The organism is Sandaracinus amylolyticus, from assembly GCF_021631985.1.
GTDB lineage: Bacteria > Myxococcota_A > Polyangia > Polyangiales > Sandaracinaceae > Sandaracinus > Sandaracinus amylolyticus_A.
In genome coordinates this window covers 57,316-74,312 of record NZ_CP070225.1, presented here as the reverse complement: position 1 = coordinate 74,312, position 16,997 = coordinate 57,316, and the positions used below count along the sequence as shown (strand labels likewise).

12 protein-coding genes are annotated in these 16,997 nt (G+C 72.4%); 6 read left to right on the top strand and 6 right to left on the bottom strand.

The features are described 5' to 3' along the window. Positions 1–340 precede the first annotated feature (340 nt). Positions 341–1,687: an MATE family efflux transporter gene (locus tag I5071_RS00265; protein ID WP_236519830.1), complete on the top strand. Its 1,347-nt coding sequence runs from the start codon at positions 341–343 to the stop codon at positions 1,685–1,687. 109 nt (positions 1,688–1,796) lie between these two features. Here the strand turns inward: I5071_RS00265 and I5071_RS00260 are convergent, their stop codons facing one another. Then, positions 1,797–2,714, bottom strand: coding sequence for a hypothetical protein (locus tag I5071_RS00260; protein ID WP_236519829.1), 918 nt, complete (start codon positions 2,712–2,714; stop codon positions 1,797–1,799). Positions 2,715–2,828: 114 nt separating this feature from the next. Here I5071_RS00260 and I5071_RS00255 point away from each other — a divergent pair, with 114 nt between their 5' ends. Both I5071_RS00255 and I5071_RS00250 read left to right on the top strand, forming a co-directional pair. Then, positions 2,829–4,532, top strand: coding sequence for a PKD domain-containing protein (locus I5071_RS00255; protein ID WP_419249698.1), 1,704 nt, complete (start codon positions 2,829–2,831; stop codon positions 4,530–4,532). A gap of 77 nt (positions 4,533–4,609) precedes the next feature. Continuing rightward, positions 4,610–7,891 carry an NlpC/P60 family protein gene (locus tag I5071_RS00250; protein WP_236519827.1) on the top strand — a complete coding sequence of 1,094 codons (3,282 nt, stop codon included), beginning with the start codon at positions 4,610–4,612 and terminating at the stop codon, positions 7,889–7,891. Between the two features lie 71 nt (positions 7,892–7,962). On the opposite strand, the gene I5071_RS00245 is transcribed toward I5071_RS00250, so the two are convergent. Continuing rightward, on the bottom strand, positions 7,963–9,243 hold the full coding sequence (locus I5071_RS00245; RefSeq protein ID WP_236519826.1) for a hypothetical protein: 1,281 nt from the start codon (positions 9,241–9,243) through the stop codon (positions 7,963–7,965). A gap of 189 nt (positions 9,244–9,432) precedes the next feature. Here I5071_RS00245 and I5071_RS00240 point away from each other — a divergent pair, with 189 nt between their 5' ends. Next, positions 9,433–10,308, top strand: a complete 876-nt coding sequence (locus tag I5071_RS00240; RefSeq protein WP_236519825.1) for an exodeoxyribonuclease III — start codon at positions 9,433–9,435, stop codon at positions 10,306–10,308. 62 nt (positions 10,309–10,370) lie between these two features. Here the strand turns inward: I5071_RS00240 and I5071_RS00235 are convergent, their stop codons facing one another. Next, positions 10,371–12,233: a cytochrome c gene (locus I5071_RS00235; protein WP_236519824.1), complete on the bottom strand. Its 1,863-nt coding sequence runs from the start codon at positions 12,231–12,233 to the stop codon at positions 10,371–10,373. 311 nt (positions 12,234–12,544) lie between these two features. On the opposite strand from I5071_RS00235, the gene I5071_RS00230 reads away from it, so the two are divergent. Both I5071_RS00230 and I5071_RS00225 read left to right on the top strand, forming a co-directional pair. Further along, positions 12,545–12,997 carry a CoA-binding protein gene (locus I5071_RS00230; RefSeq protein ID WP_236519823.1) on the top strand — a complete coding sequence of 151 codons (453 nt, stop codon included), beginning with the start codon at positions 12,545–12,547 and terminating at the stop codon, positions 12,995–12,997. Between the two features lie 57 nt (positions 12,998–13,054). Continuing rightward, positions 13,055–13,825: a hypothetical protein gene (locus tag I5071_RS00225; RefSeq protein ID WP_236519822.1), complete on the top strand. Its 771-nt coding sequence runs from the start codon at positions 13,055–13,057 to the stop codon at positions 13,823–13,825. On the opposite strand, the gene I5071_RS00220 is transcribed toward I5071_RS00225, so the two are convergent. The 3 genes from I5071_RS00220 to I5071_RS00210 all read right to left on the bottom strand — a co-directional run bounded on the left by I5071_RS00220 (position 13,826) and on the right by I5071_RS00210 (position 16,943). After that, complete coding sequence (locus tag I5071_RS00220; protein WP_236519821.1) at positions 13,826–15,679, bottom strand: protein kinase domain-containing protein; 1,854 nt, start codon at positions 15,677–15,679, stop codon at positions 13,826–13,828. Between the two features lie 157 nt (positions 15,680–15,836). Beyond that, positions 15,837–16,463, bottom strand: coding sequence for a DUF1266 domain-containing protein (locus I5071_RS00215; protein WP_236519820.1), 627 nt, complete (start codon positions 16,461–16,463; stop codon positions 15,837–15,839). A 33-nt stretch (positions 16,464–16,496) separates the two neighbouring features. Continuing rightward, positions 16,497–16,943 carry an SRPBCC domain-containing protein gene (locus I5071_RS00210; protein WP_236519819.1) on the bottom strand — a complete coding sequence of 149 codons (447 nt, stop codon included), beginning with the start codon at positions 16,941–16,943 and terminating at the stop codon, positions 16,497–16,499. Positions 16,944–16,997: the final 54 nt, after the last annotated feature.

Genomic DNA, 16,997 nt, shown 5'->3' with positions numbered 1-16,997 from the left:
GTGCGACCTCCATGTCCCGCACGAGCCACATCCGCTTCGCGATGCGCCGTGCGAGCGACTCCCTCCCGAGCGCGTCCCGTCCGAACGCAGGCGCATGGCGTCCCGTCGCCGACGGACTCGTCGCGGTCGGACTCGTCAGCAAGCGCCCGTACGTCGTCGCGGCCCGCGTGCGCGGGATCGGTCGAGCCTCCCCCTAGAGCGCTCCACGATCCGAGAGAAGCACGAAGGCCGCGGCTCCGAGAGGACCCGCGGCCTTCTTCGTTTTCAGCCCTTTCCTTCTCGTTCCCGGAGATTCGTCATGTCCAATCGTCATCGCCAACTGCCCTGGAGAGAGAGACCCATGCTCGAGCTCGCACGGCTGTCGTGGCCGATCGCGATCTCGATGCTCTCGTTCGGTGTGATGACGCTGGTCGACACGCTCTTCGTCGGCCGGCTCGGTCCTTCGGCGCTCGCGGGCGTCGGGCTCGCAGGCACCGCGACGTTCGCGCTGCTCTGCTTCCCGATGGGCCTCTTGCGCGGCGTGAAAGTGCTGGTCTCGCAGTCGGTCGGCGCCGATCGACGCGGCGAGCTCGGCGCGCACCTCGGTGCGGGGCTCGCGCTCGCGATCGTGCTCGGCATCGCGACGCTCGTGCTCGGACAAGGCCTCGCGCAGCTCTTACCGCATCTCGCGGCGTCGACCGCGGCAGGCGAGAACGCGAGCGCGTACCTCGCGATCCGCGTGCTCGGCGCGCCCTTCGTCCTCGCGTTCGTCGCGCTGCGCGAGTTCCGCTACGGCGACGGAGACACACGCTCGCCGATGGTCGCCGCGCTCGTCGGCAACGCCGCGAACATCGCGCTCAACTGGCTCATGGTGATCCAGCTGGGCTGGGGCGTGCGCGGCAGCGCGTGGGCCACGGTGCTCGGTCACGGCGTCGAGCTCGCGGTGGTGATCGTCGCGCAGTCGCGCGACGGCTTCCCGATCTCGATCACCCGCGCACGTCACGCGCTCGCGCTCTGGCGCATCGGCGTGCCCACGGGCCTGCAGTTCCTGCTCGAGATGGGCAGCTTCGCGCTGCTGACGACGATCGTGTCGCTGCTCGGCGAAGTGCAGATGGCCGCGCACCAGATCGCCTTGCAGGTGATCCACTTCTCGTTCCTGCCGACCATCGCGCTCGGTGAAGCGGGCTCGGTGCTCGCCGGGCAGGCGGTCGGGGCGAACGAGGACGGGCTCGTGAAGCGGATCGCGCACGTCGGGCTCGTCGGTGCGGCGCTCTACACCGGCGCGTGCACGCTGATCTTCACGGTGCTCGGAGTGCCGATCGTCGCGTGCTTCACCGACGACGTCGCGCTCGCGACGACGGCGCTCGGTCTGCTGCGCGTCGCCGCGTTCTTCCAGATCGCGGACGGCGCAGTGGTGGTCGCGCGCGGCGTGCTGCGCGGCGCGGGTGACGTGCGCGTGCCCGCGATGCTCGGCATCTGCACGGCGTGGGTGTGCACGCCGCCGCTCGCGTGGTTCCTCGGGCGCGAGCTCGGGCTCGGCGCGCTCGGCGGATGGATCGGGCTCTGCACCGAGATCCTCGTGCTCGCGGTGCTCTGCTGGATCCGCGTCGAGAGCGGTGCGTGGAAGCCGCTCGCGGTGGAGTCGCGCGCGCGCCTCGAGCGCGAGGCGAAGGACGACGCCCCGAGCGAGCCCGCGCTCGCTGCGTGATCGATCAGTCGGTCCAGCTGGAGTGCTCGCTCGCGCAGGGCCCGCACGGGAGCGTGCGAAGCACGTGGACGGGAGGGCCCTGAGCGGGCGAGCCGATTTTGGACACTCTTCAGTCGGTGCAGCGCGCGGAGAGCCAGATCGGCGGATGGTCGCCTTCCGAGATCGTGTAGAAGCCGGCGCCGCGCGCCTCGAACGCGATCGCTTCGCCCTGCGGCTCTTCGGCGTGGGGCAGGAGGATCGCGGGGCGCGCGAGCGCGTCGGCCCAGCCCTCGTCGCGATCGCGGCGCCACCACGCGACGTCGCGGTACGTGCGCACGATCAGCTCGTGCCCGTCGGACGAGACGTCCGCGGCGGTGATCATGCTCGCGAGCTGGATCATCGCGACGCGCTCGAGCGTGCGGGTCTCGCCATCGGCGAGCGGAGCGCGCGCGACGAACACGTCGGACGCGCCGGCGTCTTCCTTCGCGAGCACGAAGAGATCACCGCTCGGCGGATCGATCGCGATCGCTTCGGCGTCGCGCGGGCGATCGGGATAACGCAGCACGATCGTCTGGTACGCGAGCGGGCGCGCCGCCTCCTGCGCCTCCTGCTCGGGCAGGGGCTCGGGCTCGTCGACGCGCAGGACGATCACCGAGTCGCGCGGCGGGACCCGCCCGTTGCGCGCCCCGTTGTCGCCGACGTCCCCGATCCACAGGCGGTCGGGCGCACCCTCGATCACCTCGATCGCGATGTCCTCCCAGTCGCGCGCCGACGCGCCCTCGAGCAACCACTCGCCGCGCGACGCGCCCGCTTCGGCGTCGATCGCGAAGAGGCGCGGCCCGTCGCCCGAGTCGTTGTGGGCCCAGAGGACGCCGGGATGGGCGCGGCTCGCCACGATTCCCGAGACCTCGTCGAGGGCCGCGTTCCGGACCCGCCCGGTCTCGCGCGGAGCCCCGTAGATCCCGCATTCCGCGCGCGCCTCGACCGCTCCCGCGCCCGCGCCGCACCCCGAGGCCGCGAGGGCGAGCGTGAGGATCCCGACGCGCATGAACGGCCAGAATACCGCGGAGACGAGGGCGCGCTGCTAGACTCGCGAGCTTCTTCGAAGGGGTTCGAGATGCTTCGCTCACTCGTTCGGTCGTGGATCCCGGGCGTGATCGCAATGCTCCCGCTGCTCGCGGCCTGTGGGAGCAAGACGACGGTGTGGACGCCGCAGGACGGCCCACGGCCCGACGCGGGCTCGTTCGACGGCAGCGTCTTCCAGGACGCGGGCGTCGACGGCGGTGGCGGGATCGTCGTCGACTGCGGGCGCAGCGAGCAGTTCACGACCCCGCGCCGCGAGATCACGCTCGAGGCGACTGCGATGAGCGACGCGCCGATCGTCGAGCAGGGCTGGTCGCTCGCGAGCGCGCCCGCGGGCGCGACCGCGACCAACGCGCCGACCACGGGCCCGACCACCGCGATCACCCCCGACGTGCTCGGCGAGTTCCTCATGCGCTTCTCCGCCGCCGACGCGCGCGGCCGTCGTGCGACGTGCGAGGTGCGCGTGCAGGCGATCGTCGGACCGCCGGTCGCGCTCTGCCCCGAGGACGAGCTCGTGACCGCGCCGTCGGTGCCGCTGCGCATCGAGGGCGACGGGTTCGACGACGAGATGGTCGTCGAGGCGACGTGGACGCAGGTCTCGGGCCCCTCGACCGCGCTCCTCACACCCGTCATCGACGGGGGCGGCACGATCATCGACTTCGAGGCCAGCGTCGCGGGCGTGTACCGGCTCGCGCTCGAGGTGCGCGACGTCGACGGCGAGAGCGATCGCTGCGAGGTCGAAGTGCGCGTCACCGCGCCGCCGGTGGTCGACTGCAGCCCCGGCACCGTGAGCGCGCCGACGCGCCGCCCGGTGACGGTGCGCGCGAGCGCGACCGACGAGCGCATGGTCGTCAGCACGACGTGGGAGCTCGTGACGCGACCGGACGCGAGCATGGCGACCATCTCGCCGACCAGCGGGCTCTCGACGACGATGACCCCCGATCGTCAGGGCGAGTACGAGCTGCGCTTCACCGCGACCGACGACGACGGGCTCTCCGCGAGCTGCGTCGTCACCGTGATCGGCACGCCGACGCCCCCCACCGTGATGTGCCCGGCGGTCGTCGAGACGGTGCCCCTCACGCCGACCGAGATCGTCGCGAGCGCGGTCGACGACGGGACGATCCGCGCCTGGGCGTGGAGCGTCGAGGCGGTGCCGCCCGGCTCGCGCCCCGACGCGCCCGCCCCTGCGAACGCAGCGCGCACCGTGTTCACCCCCGACCTCGCGGGCGAGTACACGCTGCGCCTGCGCGTCACCGACGACGACGGCGACACCGCCGAGTGCACGACGCTGGTGCGCGCGGTGAGCGGTGACGGCCTTCGCGTCGAGATGTTCTGGGACAGCAACCGCACCGACATGGACACGCACGTCCTGCGCCCCGGCGCGCGCGCGTGGTTCGACTCGATGGACGACTGCTTCTACCAGAACTGCCGCAGCGGCTCGCTGATGTGGGGCCCGGGCGGGATGGACGACGATCCGCGGCTCGACATCGACGACACCGACGGGTTCGGGCCCGAGAACATCAACATCCGGAGGCCGGTGCCGGGGGTGTACCGCGTCGGCGTGCACGCGTTCAGCGGCGCGGGGCGCGTGACGGTGCGCATCTACTGCGCGGACTCGACGACCACGCCGCGCATGACGTTCGGCCCGGTGCTGATCGATCGCAATCGCGTGTGGCGCGTCGCCGACGTCGACGTGCGCGCGGCGGGATGCACGATCACGGACCTCGCGACCGGCGGACGCCCGAACATCATCACGCGCGAGGAGTCGCAGCGCGCTCCGTAGTCCGGGGGCCTGGGAAGTCGGGCAGGCGGGCCGATCGTTTCCGCGACGTGCTCGCGCCGTCCATCTACAATTCGCGCGTGTCGTTCCTCCTCCGCGTCACGCCGATCGCCGCTGCGCTCGCCCTCGGCAGCGCAGCGTGCGGCGGCGGCGAGACCACGCGGCCCGACGGGCCGAGCGAGCCCACCGCAGCCGCGGCCCCGAGCGGCGGGACCGCGACGTGCCCTGCGAGCGCCGATGCGCCCGCGGCGCTGCCGCGCGTGAACGACGAGGAGCGCACGCTCGAGTACTGGCTCGCGCGCCACGCCGAGCTCGGTGATCTCGACGCGCCGCTCCTCGATGCGGCGGAGATCGACGCGCAGAACGCCGCGGTCGCGAGCGGCGGCGAGGATCTCCCGTTCGCGCGTCGATCGCTCGCGTCGTCGCCACCGCGGACGCTGATCGAGGGCGAGGTGCGCGAGCGCCTCGCGTTCATGCGCGAGCGCCTCGCGAACGGCAGCTACGTCGATCCCTCGGGCGCGCGCGTGGACGCGGCGACGCTCGCGCGCTTCGATGCGCCGACCTCGATCGACGTGCAGCCCGATCTGCGCGTCGCGGTGGATCGCATCGCGCTGCGCTGCGGGCCCCAGGTCGCGGCGCTCTATTCGTCGCCGCCCGACGTCGCGTTCGATCGCAACGCGTGCAGCACGATCGAGCGCCAGGAGCCGGTGCAGGTGCTCGCGCGCTGGCCGGGCGGGATGCTGCTGGCGCGCACGCGCTACGCGCTCGGCTGGATCGCGCAGGACGCGCCGCTCTCGCCCTCGGTGCCCGCGACCGACGTCGCGCTGTGGACCGAGGGACCGCGCGCGCGAGCGCGCGGCGGGATGACGCTCCGCAGCGAGCTCGGCACCGCGATCGACGTCGACCCCGACGTGCTGCTGCCGCTCGATCCCGGCGACGCGCTGCGGGTGCGCTTCGCGACCCTTGCGGGAATGCAACGCAGTGTTGCGTTTTCGCAAGGGTCGATCGACGCGGTGCAGCGCCCGCTCACGCGCCGCGCGTTCCTGACCGAGGCGTTCCGGCACCTCGGGCGACCGTACGGCTGGGGCGGGCGCGAGAACGGGCTCGACTGCTCGGAGCTCGTGATGGACGTGCTCGGCACGTTCGGCATCGAGATGCCGCGCCACAGCGCGCGCCAGGCCGATGCGGGCTCGTTCTCGATCGCGATCCCGCCCGAGACGAGCGAGGCCGATCGGATGCGCCTGCTCGACGCCGCAGCGCGGCGCGGGATCGTGCTGCTGCACTTCCCCGGGCACGTGATGATCTGGCTCGGCCGCACGACGGGCGGCGAGCCACGCATCCTCCACTCGTTCGCGGAGTACCTCGAGCCGTGCAGCGGTGGGGGCGAGACGCTGCGTCGCGTGCATCGCGTGTCGATCACCGACCTCGAGCTCGGTCGCGGCACGTCGCGTCGTGCGTTCGTCGAGCGGCTCGAGCGCATCGTGGTGCTCGGTCCGGGGCCCGGGCCGGAGCTCTCGGGCGTCGCGACCCTGCGCCCGGCGCGGGCCGTCGAGCCGCCGACGGACGACGCGTGCAGCGACTCGGTGCACACGCGGATCTTCCAGAGCCCCGCGATGCCGCACTCGGGCACGCCGCTGCGCTTCGTGATCACGAGCGGCGAGGATCTCGGCGCGGTCGATCTCGCGCTGCGTGATCCCAGCGGGCGCGTGGTGCGGCCCGAGAACGTGCATCGGCTCGGAGGGCCGCCGTGGACGTGGTGGGTCGAGATCCCGCAGCCCGAGGCGGGGCGATGGACGATCGCGATCGGCGACGGCACACGCATCGCGGCGTGTGATCGCGTCACCGTCGCGCGCAACGCGCGCGATGCGTCGCAGGCGGTACCGCTGCCGGTCGGCGCCGAGCGGCGCGCGATGCGTCACGACGAGGCGATCTGGATCCCGCGATGGACGTGGGAAGAGGACACCGAGAACCTCTACGCCGCGTTCGTCGAGCAGCTCTTCGCGTACCCCGACGACGATCGCACCTGGCGCTCGCTCACCGAGCTCCTGCGCGATCGCGATCACAACCTGCTCTTCGATCACCTCGGGCTCGGTGAAGAAGCGCGCATCGAGCTGCAGCCCGACTGCGCGGATCTGCCGTACTTCCTGCGCGCGTACTTCGCGTGGAAGCTGCGGCTGCCCTTCGCGTTCCGGCGCTGCAGCCGCGGGCGCGCGGGACAGCCGCCGAGCTGCGGCGAGCCGGTGACGACGCTGATGCCGCATCCCGGCGGCGACGACGTCGACGCGTTCCGCTTCTTCGTCGAGCGCAACCTGCGACCGGGCGTGCACTCCGCGAGCGGGCGCACCACTCCGCTCGACGACGCGACCGATCTCTATCCGGTGCCGCTCACGCGCGAGGCGCTGCTCCCCGGCACCGTGTTCGCCGATCCCTATGGGCACCTGCTCGTGATCGCGGCGTGGCGCCCGCAGGGCGCGAGCGGCGCGGGCGTGCTCGTCGGTGCCGACGCGCAGCCCGACGGAGTGATCGGCCGGCGAACGTTCTGGCGCGGCACGTTCCTCTTCACGCCCGAGACGGCCGACGTGGGCGCGGGGTTCAAGGCGTGGCGGCCCGTCGTCTACGACCGTCGCGCGAACACCTGGGCGACGCTGACCAACGAGGAGCTGCGAGCGCGCCGCGGCACCGCGCGCGACGCGGGCCCGACGCCGTGGAGCGATCAGCAGTACGCCGGCAGCGTCGACGACTTCTACGGGCGCATGGAGGCGATCATCAACCCGCGCGCGCTCGATCCCGACGCGATGCAGCTCGCGCTGATCGACGCGCTCGAGGAGTCGGTGCGGAGGCGCATCGTCAGCGTCGAGGTGCTCGAGGAGTGGAGGCAGACGCACCCGAGCACGATCATCCCGATGCCCGAGGGCACCGACATCTTCCTCACCGAAGGGCCCTGGGAGGACTTCAGCACTCCTTCGCGCGACATGCGCCTGCTCGTCGCGATCGACACCGTCGTCGGGTTCCCCGATGCGCTGCGCCGCGATCCTTCGCGTTGGGGGCTGCGCGAGGGCGCGGAGCTCGATGCCGCGGTGGAGAGCGCGCGTGCGCGCATGCGCAGCGAGCTCGAGCGGCGGAGCTTCTCGTACACGCGCAGCGACGGCGCGACGCAGGCGCTGACGCTCGCGGAGCTCGTCACGCGCGAGGACGGCATCGAGGTCGCGTGGAACCCCAACGACTGCGCAGAGCTGCGATGGGGCGCGCCCGAGGGCTCGGCGGAGCTGGCGAGCTGTCGCCGCCACGCGCCGCCCGATCAGCGCGCGCGCATGCGCGTGATGCGCGCGTGGTTCGCGAGCCGGCAGCGCCCCACGCGCTGACTGCTCTCGGTCCAGCCGGAGTGCTCGCTCGCGCAGGGCCCTGCGCGGGCGAGCCGATTTTGGACCGTCTCTCACTCCGCGCAGGCGTAGCCGTTCGTCCAGCGCGCGCCGGGATCGAACACCGACTCCCAGGTCCCGCGCTCGATGTCGCTCCAGTCGATCTCCCACTCGTAGCTCGGCGCATCCGCGGCCCACGGGTTCGTGGAGAAGCGATCGGCGAGCAGCGACTCGAGCACGGCACCGTCGAGCTGGATCCACTCGTCGCCGAGCTCCTCGTCGCGCTGGATCGACCAGAGCGGGCCGCCCGCGGTGCCGTCGAAGGGATCGCGGAAGAACGAGCCGAGATCGATGTCGAGCTCGGGAGAGAGCCTCGGGATCGTGTGCGCACCGTCGACCTCGAGCGCCTCGTCGATCGCGACCGCGAACGCATAGACGTCGTCGAGCACGCGCACGGGGATGCGGTTCCAGTCGAAGATCGCGTCGCTCGCAGGCGGCGCCAAGCGCACCGCGCTCGCCGCGGGGACGGCGCGCCGCACGAGCTGCGCGCTGACGCGGAACATCGCGCGCGAGTCGGCGATCGCGGCGTCGTCGACGGGGCGCAGGAAGCCCGCGTTCATCGCATCGATCCACGCCCCGCGGCCGTCGGCGGTCGCCCCGCGGAAGATCATGACGACGGGGATCGAGCCGTCGTAGCCCTGGGCCGCGCGTGCGGTCGCGCGCACGGCCTCGAGCCCGGCTGCGAGCGCGAGGAGCTCGGGGCTCTGTACCCGCGTCGGCGTGGTCGCGAGCCCGCAGCCACCCTCGATCGTCACGCCGCCGTCCTGCACGTGATCGGCCGCGCGCTGGAGCGCGAGCGACACGCGCTCGAGGCGGGGCGAGATCGCCACGAGCGCGTCGCGCACCTCACCGATCGTGAGGCGCGGATCGACGGTGCCCCAGAACGCGATCTCGGGATCGCGCACTGCGGGGTGCGGGAAGCTCTCTTCGTTCCACGCCTCGATCGACTCGCAGCTCTCGTCGCGACCGAGCCGATCGAGCAGACCGTCCGGGCCCCAGAGCAGCGCGGTGTCGATCTCGCGATCGAAGCCGAGGCGCGGTGCGAGCGCGGTGATCGCGGGATCTTCGACGAGCGTCGCGAGGTCGGTGAGCGCGTACGCGAGCGCGATGTCACCGCGCGTCTCGTCCATCTCGTGCGCGTCCTCGAACGCTTCGTGCGCGCCACGCACGTCGCATCGATCGAGCGCGTCGATGCCTTCCTGCGCGCGACGATCGACGTCGGAGACACAACCGACGACCAGGCTCGTGAGGCCCGCAGCGAGCGCGAGCGTGGGAACCGAGAATGAACGCGACAAGCGAGTGTCCTCCTGCGCGCGCGAATCGCGGCGCGCGAGGGCGCACTGCAGCGCGTGTGCCCGAACGTTCGTGCGCGTGATCGCGAGATTTCGCGGATTTCGCGTCGATCTCGCGCATGGGCGGCCCGTGGGCGCGCGAGTGTGCGTGAGCGGTGGTCGCGCGAGTCGGCGATGGTAGGGTCCACGCCGATGCGCATCGCGACCTGGAACGTGAACTCGCTCAACGCGCGGCTCGAGAAGGTCGAGTGGTGGCTCGAGCGTGCGAAGCCCGACGTGCTCCTGATGCAGGAGACGAAGCTGAGCGACGACGCGATGCCGCACGACGCGTTCCGCGCGCGCGGCTACGAGGTCGCGCACCACGGCGAAGGACGCTGGAACGGCGTCGCGATCGCGAGCCGCATCGGGCTCGAGGACGTGGTCACGAACTTCGGCGAGCCGCTGCGCCCCGCGAAGACGAGCGATGCCGGCGACGACGAGCCGCTCGCCGAGGCGCGCATGATCGCGGCGACGTGCGGAGGCGTGCGCGTGGTCTCGCTCTACGCGCCGAACGGACGCTCGCTCGGCTCGCCGTTCTACGACGCGAAGCTCGTGTGGCTCGCGCGGCTCGAGCAGTGGCTCCGCGAGCGCAACGATCCGAGCGCGCCGCTCGTCGTCGCCGGCGACTACAACGTCGCGCCCGAGGACGTCGACGTGTGGGATCCCGCGGCGTGCCACGGCGGGACGCACGTCTCGGCGCCCGAGCGCGAGGCGATCGCGCGGCTGCGCGCGTGGGGGCTCGAGGACGCGTACCGCGCGAAGCACCCCGAGAGCGGTCGTTACTCGTGGTGGGACTATCGCGCGGGCATGTTCCACAAGAACTTCGGGATGCGCATCGACCTCGTGCTCGCGAGCGCGCCGGTGATGGCGCGGCTCGTCGCGAGCGAGATCGATCGCGAGGCGCGCAAGGGCAAGCCCACGCCGTCCGATCACGCGCCGGTGCTGATCGATGTCGACGCGCCGGGCGAGCCGATCGACGCGGGCTGGGAAGGCGCGGAGAAGCGCGTCGCCGCGCGCCTCAAGCGCTGACGACGGAACGACGAAGGCCCCGGTCCGTGAGGACCGAGGCCTTCTCCGTGATGTCGTCGAGATCAGAGGGTGCGCATGTACGCGACCATGTCGGCGATCTGCGTTTCGCTCAGGTCGCTGGTGCGGCCGTGGCGATCACCACCGCCGCAGGTCACGTCGAAGCGACCGGTCAGCGTCACCGCGCAGCCCGAGTGCATCACCGGCGTCCGGTACTGCACACCGACGAGCGAGGGGACCTGGAACGCGCCGCCGGTGCCGACGTCGACCGTCGCGTTGTTCGTGAGCAGCGCGCCCGAGTGGCAGGTCCCGCACTGCGCCGCGCCGTAGAAGAGCTCACGACCGCGCTCCACCGCCGCGACGTCCGTCGGAATCGCGTTCACCGGGCGGGGCAGCTCGTCGAGCCAGTGCCCGAGCGCGTCGACCTGCTGCGTGCGGAGCGCGGGGCCCTGCATGCGGCCGGTGAAGACCTCGTGCGTGAGGTGGTTCAGGTCGTTCATGTCGCCGTCCCAGTGGAACGGCTCGGTGCCGCGGAGGTCACCGTGCATCGCGGGCGTGCGGCGCGGGCCGATGCTGCCGAACGTCCAGACGCGGCCGTCCTCCTGGCCCTCGGGGTGACACGACGCGCACGCGATGTGGCCGCCCGAGTTCGCGTGGAACACCGCGTGACCGGTGTCGTAGCTCTCCACGCCGCCGAGCGGGATGCGCTGGGTGCGCCCGTCGCGCGGCGAGATCAGCGCGAGCTCCGCGCCGCTGCCGTCGATCGCGTCGCGCGAGAGGACGACGAGCGTGCCGTCGTCGGTCCACGCCGCCGAGGTCGCGTTCACGACCGACTCGGTGCGCGCCTCGGGGAACATGCACTGACCGGGCGCCGTGAACTCGAGGCTCGTGCGCTGGTAGAGGAAGACGGACTCACCCGACTCGTTGCCCGCCGCGATCACCGCGATGTACTCGGCGCCATCGCTGAACCGCGGCGACATCGCGATGTCGACGGGGAGCGTCGCGCGCGCGAGGTCGGGGCCCTGGGTGACGTTGCCGGTCTCGGGATCGAAGAAGGTCACGCTCGAGTGGACGATGCTCGACTCGCACCCGCCGCCGCCGCCGTAGCCACCGGGCACGGGCTGCACTTCCTGGCCGCTCGCGCGCTGGTGGACCATCGCGATGTCGTCGGGCTCGGCGGCGCCATCCGGCGCGCTCTGCGCGGGCGCGCTGATCGTGCGCCACGCGACCGCGGGCTCGAAGCGCGCCTCACCATCCACGCCCGGCGCCGGGCGATCCATGAAGCCCGGCTCGACCAGGCCCCCACCGAACGCGCTCGACGCCCAAGGGCGCAGCGGCGTGCCGGCGAGCGCGCCCGCCGCGTCGACCTCGAGCAGCTCCGCGGTGCGGAAGCGCGACACGAAGAGGCGATCGCCGTGCACCACGACGTCGCGCAGATCCTGATCGAGCTGCACGGTGCGGATCGCCGCGCCGCCCTCGGGCGGGAGCGTCACGAGCTCACCGCCGCGGCACGCGACGTGGAGCTGATCGTTCACGCCGTCGTACGCGAGGCCGCGCGGCATCGCGCAGACCTGGCGGCGGGTGCCCTCGTCGACGCGCTCGGGATCGAACGAGTAGATCTCGCCGGTGCCGCGCAGGACGACGTGGACGCGACCTTCCGCGTCCTCGGTGATGCGCGAGGGCTCGGCGCCCGGGGGCAGGTGCTCGGTCTGGCCGAGGATCTGGCGCGCGGTGAGATCGACGACGAGGATGCGGTCGCGATCGGGGTCCGCGACGACGGCGATGCGCGCGCTGCGGAGGACGTGCAGCGTGCCGCCGCTGATCGGCGGAGGCGTGTCGGCGAGCAACTGGGGCGCGCGATCCTCGACGCGAGGATCCATGAAGAGCGCGCTGGTCACGGGTCCACCGCCGTCGATCGGCGGATCCACCGGCGGGGGATCGCCCCCCGGTCCTGGGCCAGGGCAGCCCGCCAGCAGTGTCGCCAACCCGCCCGCCGTCCACCAACCGAGCTTTCGCATTGCCTCGACTCCTCCGCTGCGGCGCCCCCGAGGGTCGCGTTCGCGCCGACGTGGAGAGTCGGCACGTAGTCGTCGCGTTTCCAGAGTGCACGAGAGATGCCGTTTCGGAAACACCCCTGCCCTCGTGCAATTCACGATGCAGTGGCCGCCCGACCGTGAACCCGTCGGACCAAGTCCGCCCGACGCTGTGCAACGTTGTGCCCGGGGACCAGAGTGGGGACATGCACGACGACTGGCGAGCGAACCTGGTCGAGTCCACGGACGAGGTCCGCACGATCGCGCGCGCCGCGAAGCGCATCGCGGTGCTGGGCATCAAGACCGAGAAGCAGTCGGGACAGCCCGCGTTCTACGTCGCGGCGGCGCTCCAACGAGCGGGCGTCGAGGTCGTCCCGGTGCCGGTGTACTACCCGGACGTGACGGAGATCCTCGGAGTCCCGGTGGTGCGACGCGTGGTCGACGTGCCGGGCCCGATCGACATCGTCGACGTCTTCCGCCGCAGCGAGGACGTGCCGGGGCACCTCGACGACCTGCTCGCCGCGACGCCGAAGTGCGTGTGGCTCCAGAGCGGGATCCGGAACGATCAGGTCGCGGAGGCGCTGGCGCGCGCGGGCATCCGCGTGGTGCAGGACCGATGTCTGATGGTGGAGCACCGCATCGCCGTCGGGGGCGGATGATCGCGACCCGCGCGGGCTGGTAAGCTCGTCGTCATCCGCGCGACGACTCGCTGCACCGTGGCGCTCCTCGCGACGATCGCCTGCGCGATCGTGACGGCCCCGGTGCACGCGCAGCCACCGGCCGACGACACGACGCGCGCGCGGGAGCTCTTCCGGCGCGGCGTCGACGCGGCGGACGCGGGGCGATGGGAGGACGCTCGCGCGCTCTTCGAGGAGACGTACGCGCTGCTGCCGCGGCCGCAGGTGCTGCTCAACCTCGCGGGCGCGCGGGCGCAGACGGGCCGGCTCGTCGCGGCCGTCGAGGCGTATGCGCGCGTCGAGTCGGGCGAGGGCGGCGCGAGCGACGCACTGCGCGAGGCAGCGCGGGATGCGCGCGCGATGCTCGAGCCGCGCGTGCCGCGGCTGGTGGTCGACTTCCACGGCACCTTGGTCGAGGGCGACGTCGTGCAGCTCGACGAGGGCACCCTGCCGAGCGCCGACGATCGAGACGAGCTCCGGATCGATCCCGGGCGCCACGCGGTGATGGTCACGCGCGGCGGCGTCGAGGTGCTGCGCGAGGACTTCCGGCTCTACGAGGGCGAGCGACTGCGGCTCGATCTGCGGGTGAGCGACGACGCGCACCGCGGCGTGGAGTCGGAGACCGAGCTCCCGCCGCTGCAGATCCCGACGCGCCGGCGCGAGGAGTGGTTCGAGTCGCCGATCTTCTGGACGATCGTGGGCATCGTCGCGGCGGGCGCGGTGGGCATCGGCGTCGCGGTCGCGGTCAGCGACGAGGACGAGGAGCCCTTCGTCGGCAACCTCGAGCCCGGCACGATCCGGGTGCGCTGATCACTGCAGGTCGCGCGCGATCGGGACGCCACCGACGATCGTCGTCTCGCGCGGCGGCGGGGGCTCGACGGGCGGCGGCGTGATCGCTTCGTCGCGCGGTCGCGGCGGCGTGATCGTGGTCGCGGTGCGCGGGCGCGGAGCGACGACGGGGCGCTCCTGCGAGGGCTCGCTCGGCGTCACTACCACCGGCGCGGGCGGCGGCGCGGCGAGCGCGGGATCGAGCGCCGCCGGCGCAGCGACCGGCAGCGTCTCGGGCGTCGGTGAGGTCGGCACCGCGGTCGCGGCCTCGCGCTCGCAGCTCGGTGCCCAGAGCGCGAGCGCGACACCGATCGCCATCGACGCGCCGAGCGCGACGCCGTAGCCGAGCAGGCTGCGATCCTGCGGGCGCGGCTCGGGCGTGATCGGATCCGGAGAGCGGAAGGGATCGTTCGCGGGATCGATCGGTGGACGCGCGATCACCGCCGCGGGCGTGACCAGCGGCGGCGGCAGCGGCGACTTGATCACCGGCGCCTCGTCGGAGACGTCGGTCGGGCTGTCGTCCTCGTCGTCGTCCTCGGGCGCCGTCGTGACCTGGGGTGCGACGATCGGACGCCGCGAGGGATCCGGCGTCTGGATGGGGATCGCGGTGCGCGGTGCGAACGCCTCGGCCGGCGGGCGCTGCGCGCGCTCGGTGGGCGCGGCCTCGCCGCTGTCCTCGGTGTCGTCGTCGATGTCGCGACCGTCGGAGGGCGACTCGTCCTCGTACTGCAGCTCGCCCGAGTGCAGCGTGTACGCGTCGACGACGCCGTTCGCCGCGGCGACCGCGGGCTCGTCGAGCGGCTGCTCCGCGCTCTTCTCGCGCTCCTGCTTCTCGAGGCCGACCACGCGCTGCTGCTCGGCGCGCAGCACGCGAGAGACGTCCTGCGGCAGCTCGTGTCGCTCCTGATCGAGCGCGTCGCCGACGACGTTCACCAGCAGGTCCGCGAGGTGCGCGCTGTCGATGCCCGCGGCGCGCGGCAGCGCGCGCACCAGCTGGCGCCGAAGCTCCTTCGCGTTCGCGAAGCGCTCGTCGGGGCTCGTCGAGAGCGCGCGCATCACGACCGCGTCGAGCTCGGCCGGGATCTCCGTCGCGTAGCGGCTCGGCGGCACCACGCGCGGCTTGCGCACCTGCATCAGGATCTCGAACTCGGTGCGGCCCGAGAACAGGCGCCGCATCGTGAGCAGCTCCCAGAGCACGATGCCGAGCGCGTAGAGATCGGTGCGTCGATCGACCCGGCCCGTCGTCGCCTGCTCGGGCGCCATGTAGCGCACCTTGCCCTTGAGCGACTTCGTGTTGGTCTCGCCGCGATCGAGCTTCGCCTTCGCGATGCCGAAGTCGATCAGCTTCACGTGGCCGCGATGCGAGAGCAGGATGTTCTGCGGGCTCACGTCGCGGTGCACGATGTTGAGCAGCTGGCCGTCGTCACCGGTCGTCTCGTGCGCGGCGTGCAGGCCCTCGGCGACGCGCGCGCAGATCGCGACGGCGACCAGCGGCGAGAGGCGCCGCTTCGATCGACCGAGCGAGCGCATCAGCTGCGCGAGCGAGCAGCCGTGCACGTACTCCATCACGAGGTAGTAGGTGCCCTCGCTCTCGCCGAGCTCCTCGACGTGCACCACGTTCGGGTGCTCGATGCGCGCGGTGAGCTTCGCCTCGTCGACGAACATCCGGATGAGTCCGGAGTCCTCGGACAGGCGTGGGTGCACCACCTTGATGGCGACCAAGCGCGCGAAGCCCGCGGCTCCGGTACGGCGCGCGAGATAGAGCGATGCCATCCCGCCCGTCCGGAGGTGGGCGAGGATCGTGTAGCTCCCGATGACGTCGCCGACCTGGAACACGACGGTTGTCGCTGCGGTGGAAAAGGCTACGGGAGATCCCGGCGTGGGATCAATCGGTGGTCGGGAGAGAGAGATTCTCAGGAGGGGAAGGCCACGTCGGAGCACCGCTACGGAATCCGTAGCGCTACGAATTCCGTAGCAGCCTTCCTTTCCCGGCTCAGAGGGGTGCGCGGTAGGGGACGCCGTTCCACGAGGCGGCGGCCAGGCGCGCGACGTTGCCCGCGCAGCGCTGCACCTCGGGGTTGTCCGCGCTGCCGTCGGGCGGGACCTGCATCCAGGCGCGCAGGCCGCGCAGGTAGTCGTGCGCGATCGCGTCGAACGACGGGTAGCGGTGCTGCAGCTCCTGCGCGATCGGTCGCGCGCGGTTCCAGCATCCGCCGGGATCGAGGTAGCCCGCGGCGCGCGCGGCGAGGACCATGCGCAGCGCGCGCACCAGGCTCCACGCGTCGCGCTGCTGTGCGGCGAGCTCGGAGAGACGGTGATCGAGCAGCACCGCGCTCGACACGCCCCACGAGCCGACCAGCATGTTCTGCCCGGCCTGCGCGCTCTCGTTCATCCACGACGCGCCGCCGTCGCACACGCCGCACGCCATCGTCGTCCACGCGTGCAGCGGCTCGGGATGCGTGGGCGGTGCGAGCCCCTTCCCCGACGCGAACTGAGCCTCTTCCTGCTTCTCGAGGCGCGACTGGATCACCTGCCACACCACCACGCCCACGATCGTCACGACGAACGCGAACGCGGCGATGCAGAACCCCCACCACGGAACCGACGCCAGCGCTTCCATGCGTGAGAGTGGGCGCGGCTTCGGGCGCGCGCGTCAAGCGCGCTCGGCGTACGCCTTCAGCGCGCGCGCGACGCCGTCGAAGCCGCGCTGGATGTCGCTGCGATAGAGCCACATCACCACGGGCACGAGCAGGCCCTCGAACTCGTCGGCGGTGTAGTAGCGCGTGCGGCCGCCGGGCAGCGGCTCGAGGCGCTGCACGCGATTCGCGTGGAGCACGAAGCGCGCGAGCATCGTCGTGCCCCAGCCGAGCTCGTGCTTGCTCGCGTCGTTCGCGGTGCACACCTCGTGCTGCACCAGCCGCGGCCGGCCGGGTGTCATCGCGACGTGGAGCACCACGGGCTCGCCGACGCGCAGGCTCGCGTCGATGCGCGGTGTGAACGGGTTCCACTCCGCGTAGCTCGTCAGGTCGACGAGGATCGACCACACGCGCTCGGGCGGGGCGTCGATCTCGGAGCTCGCTTCGATGATCGCTCTGGGCACGGCGCGGAACGTACCGGATCTCCCGACAGGAGTGCTCGCTCATGGCGGGCGCGC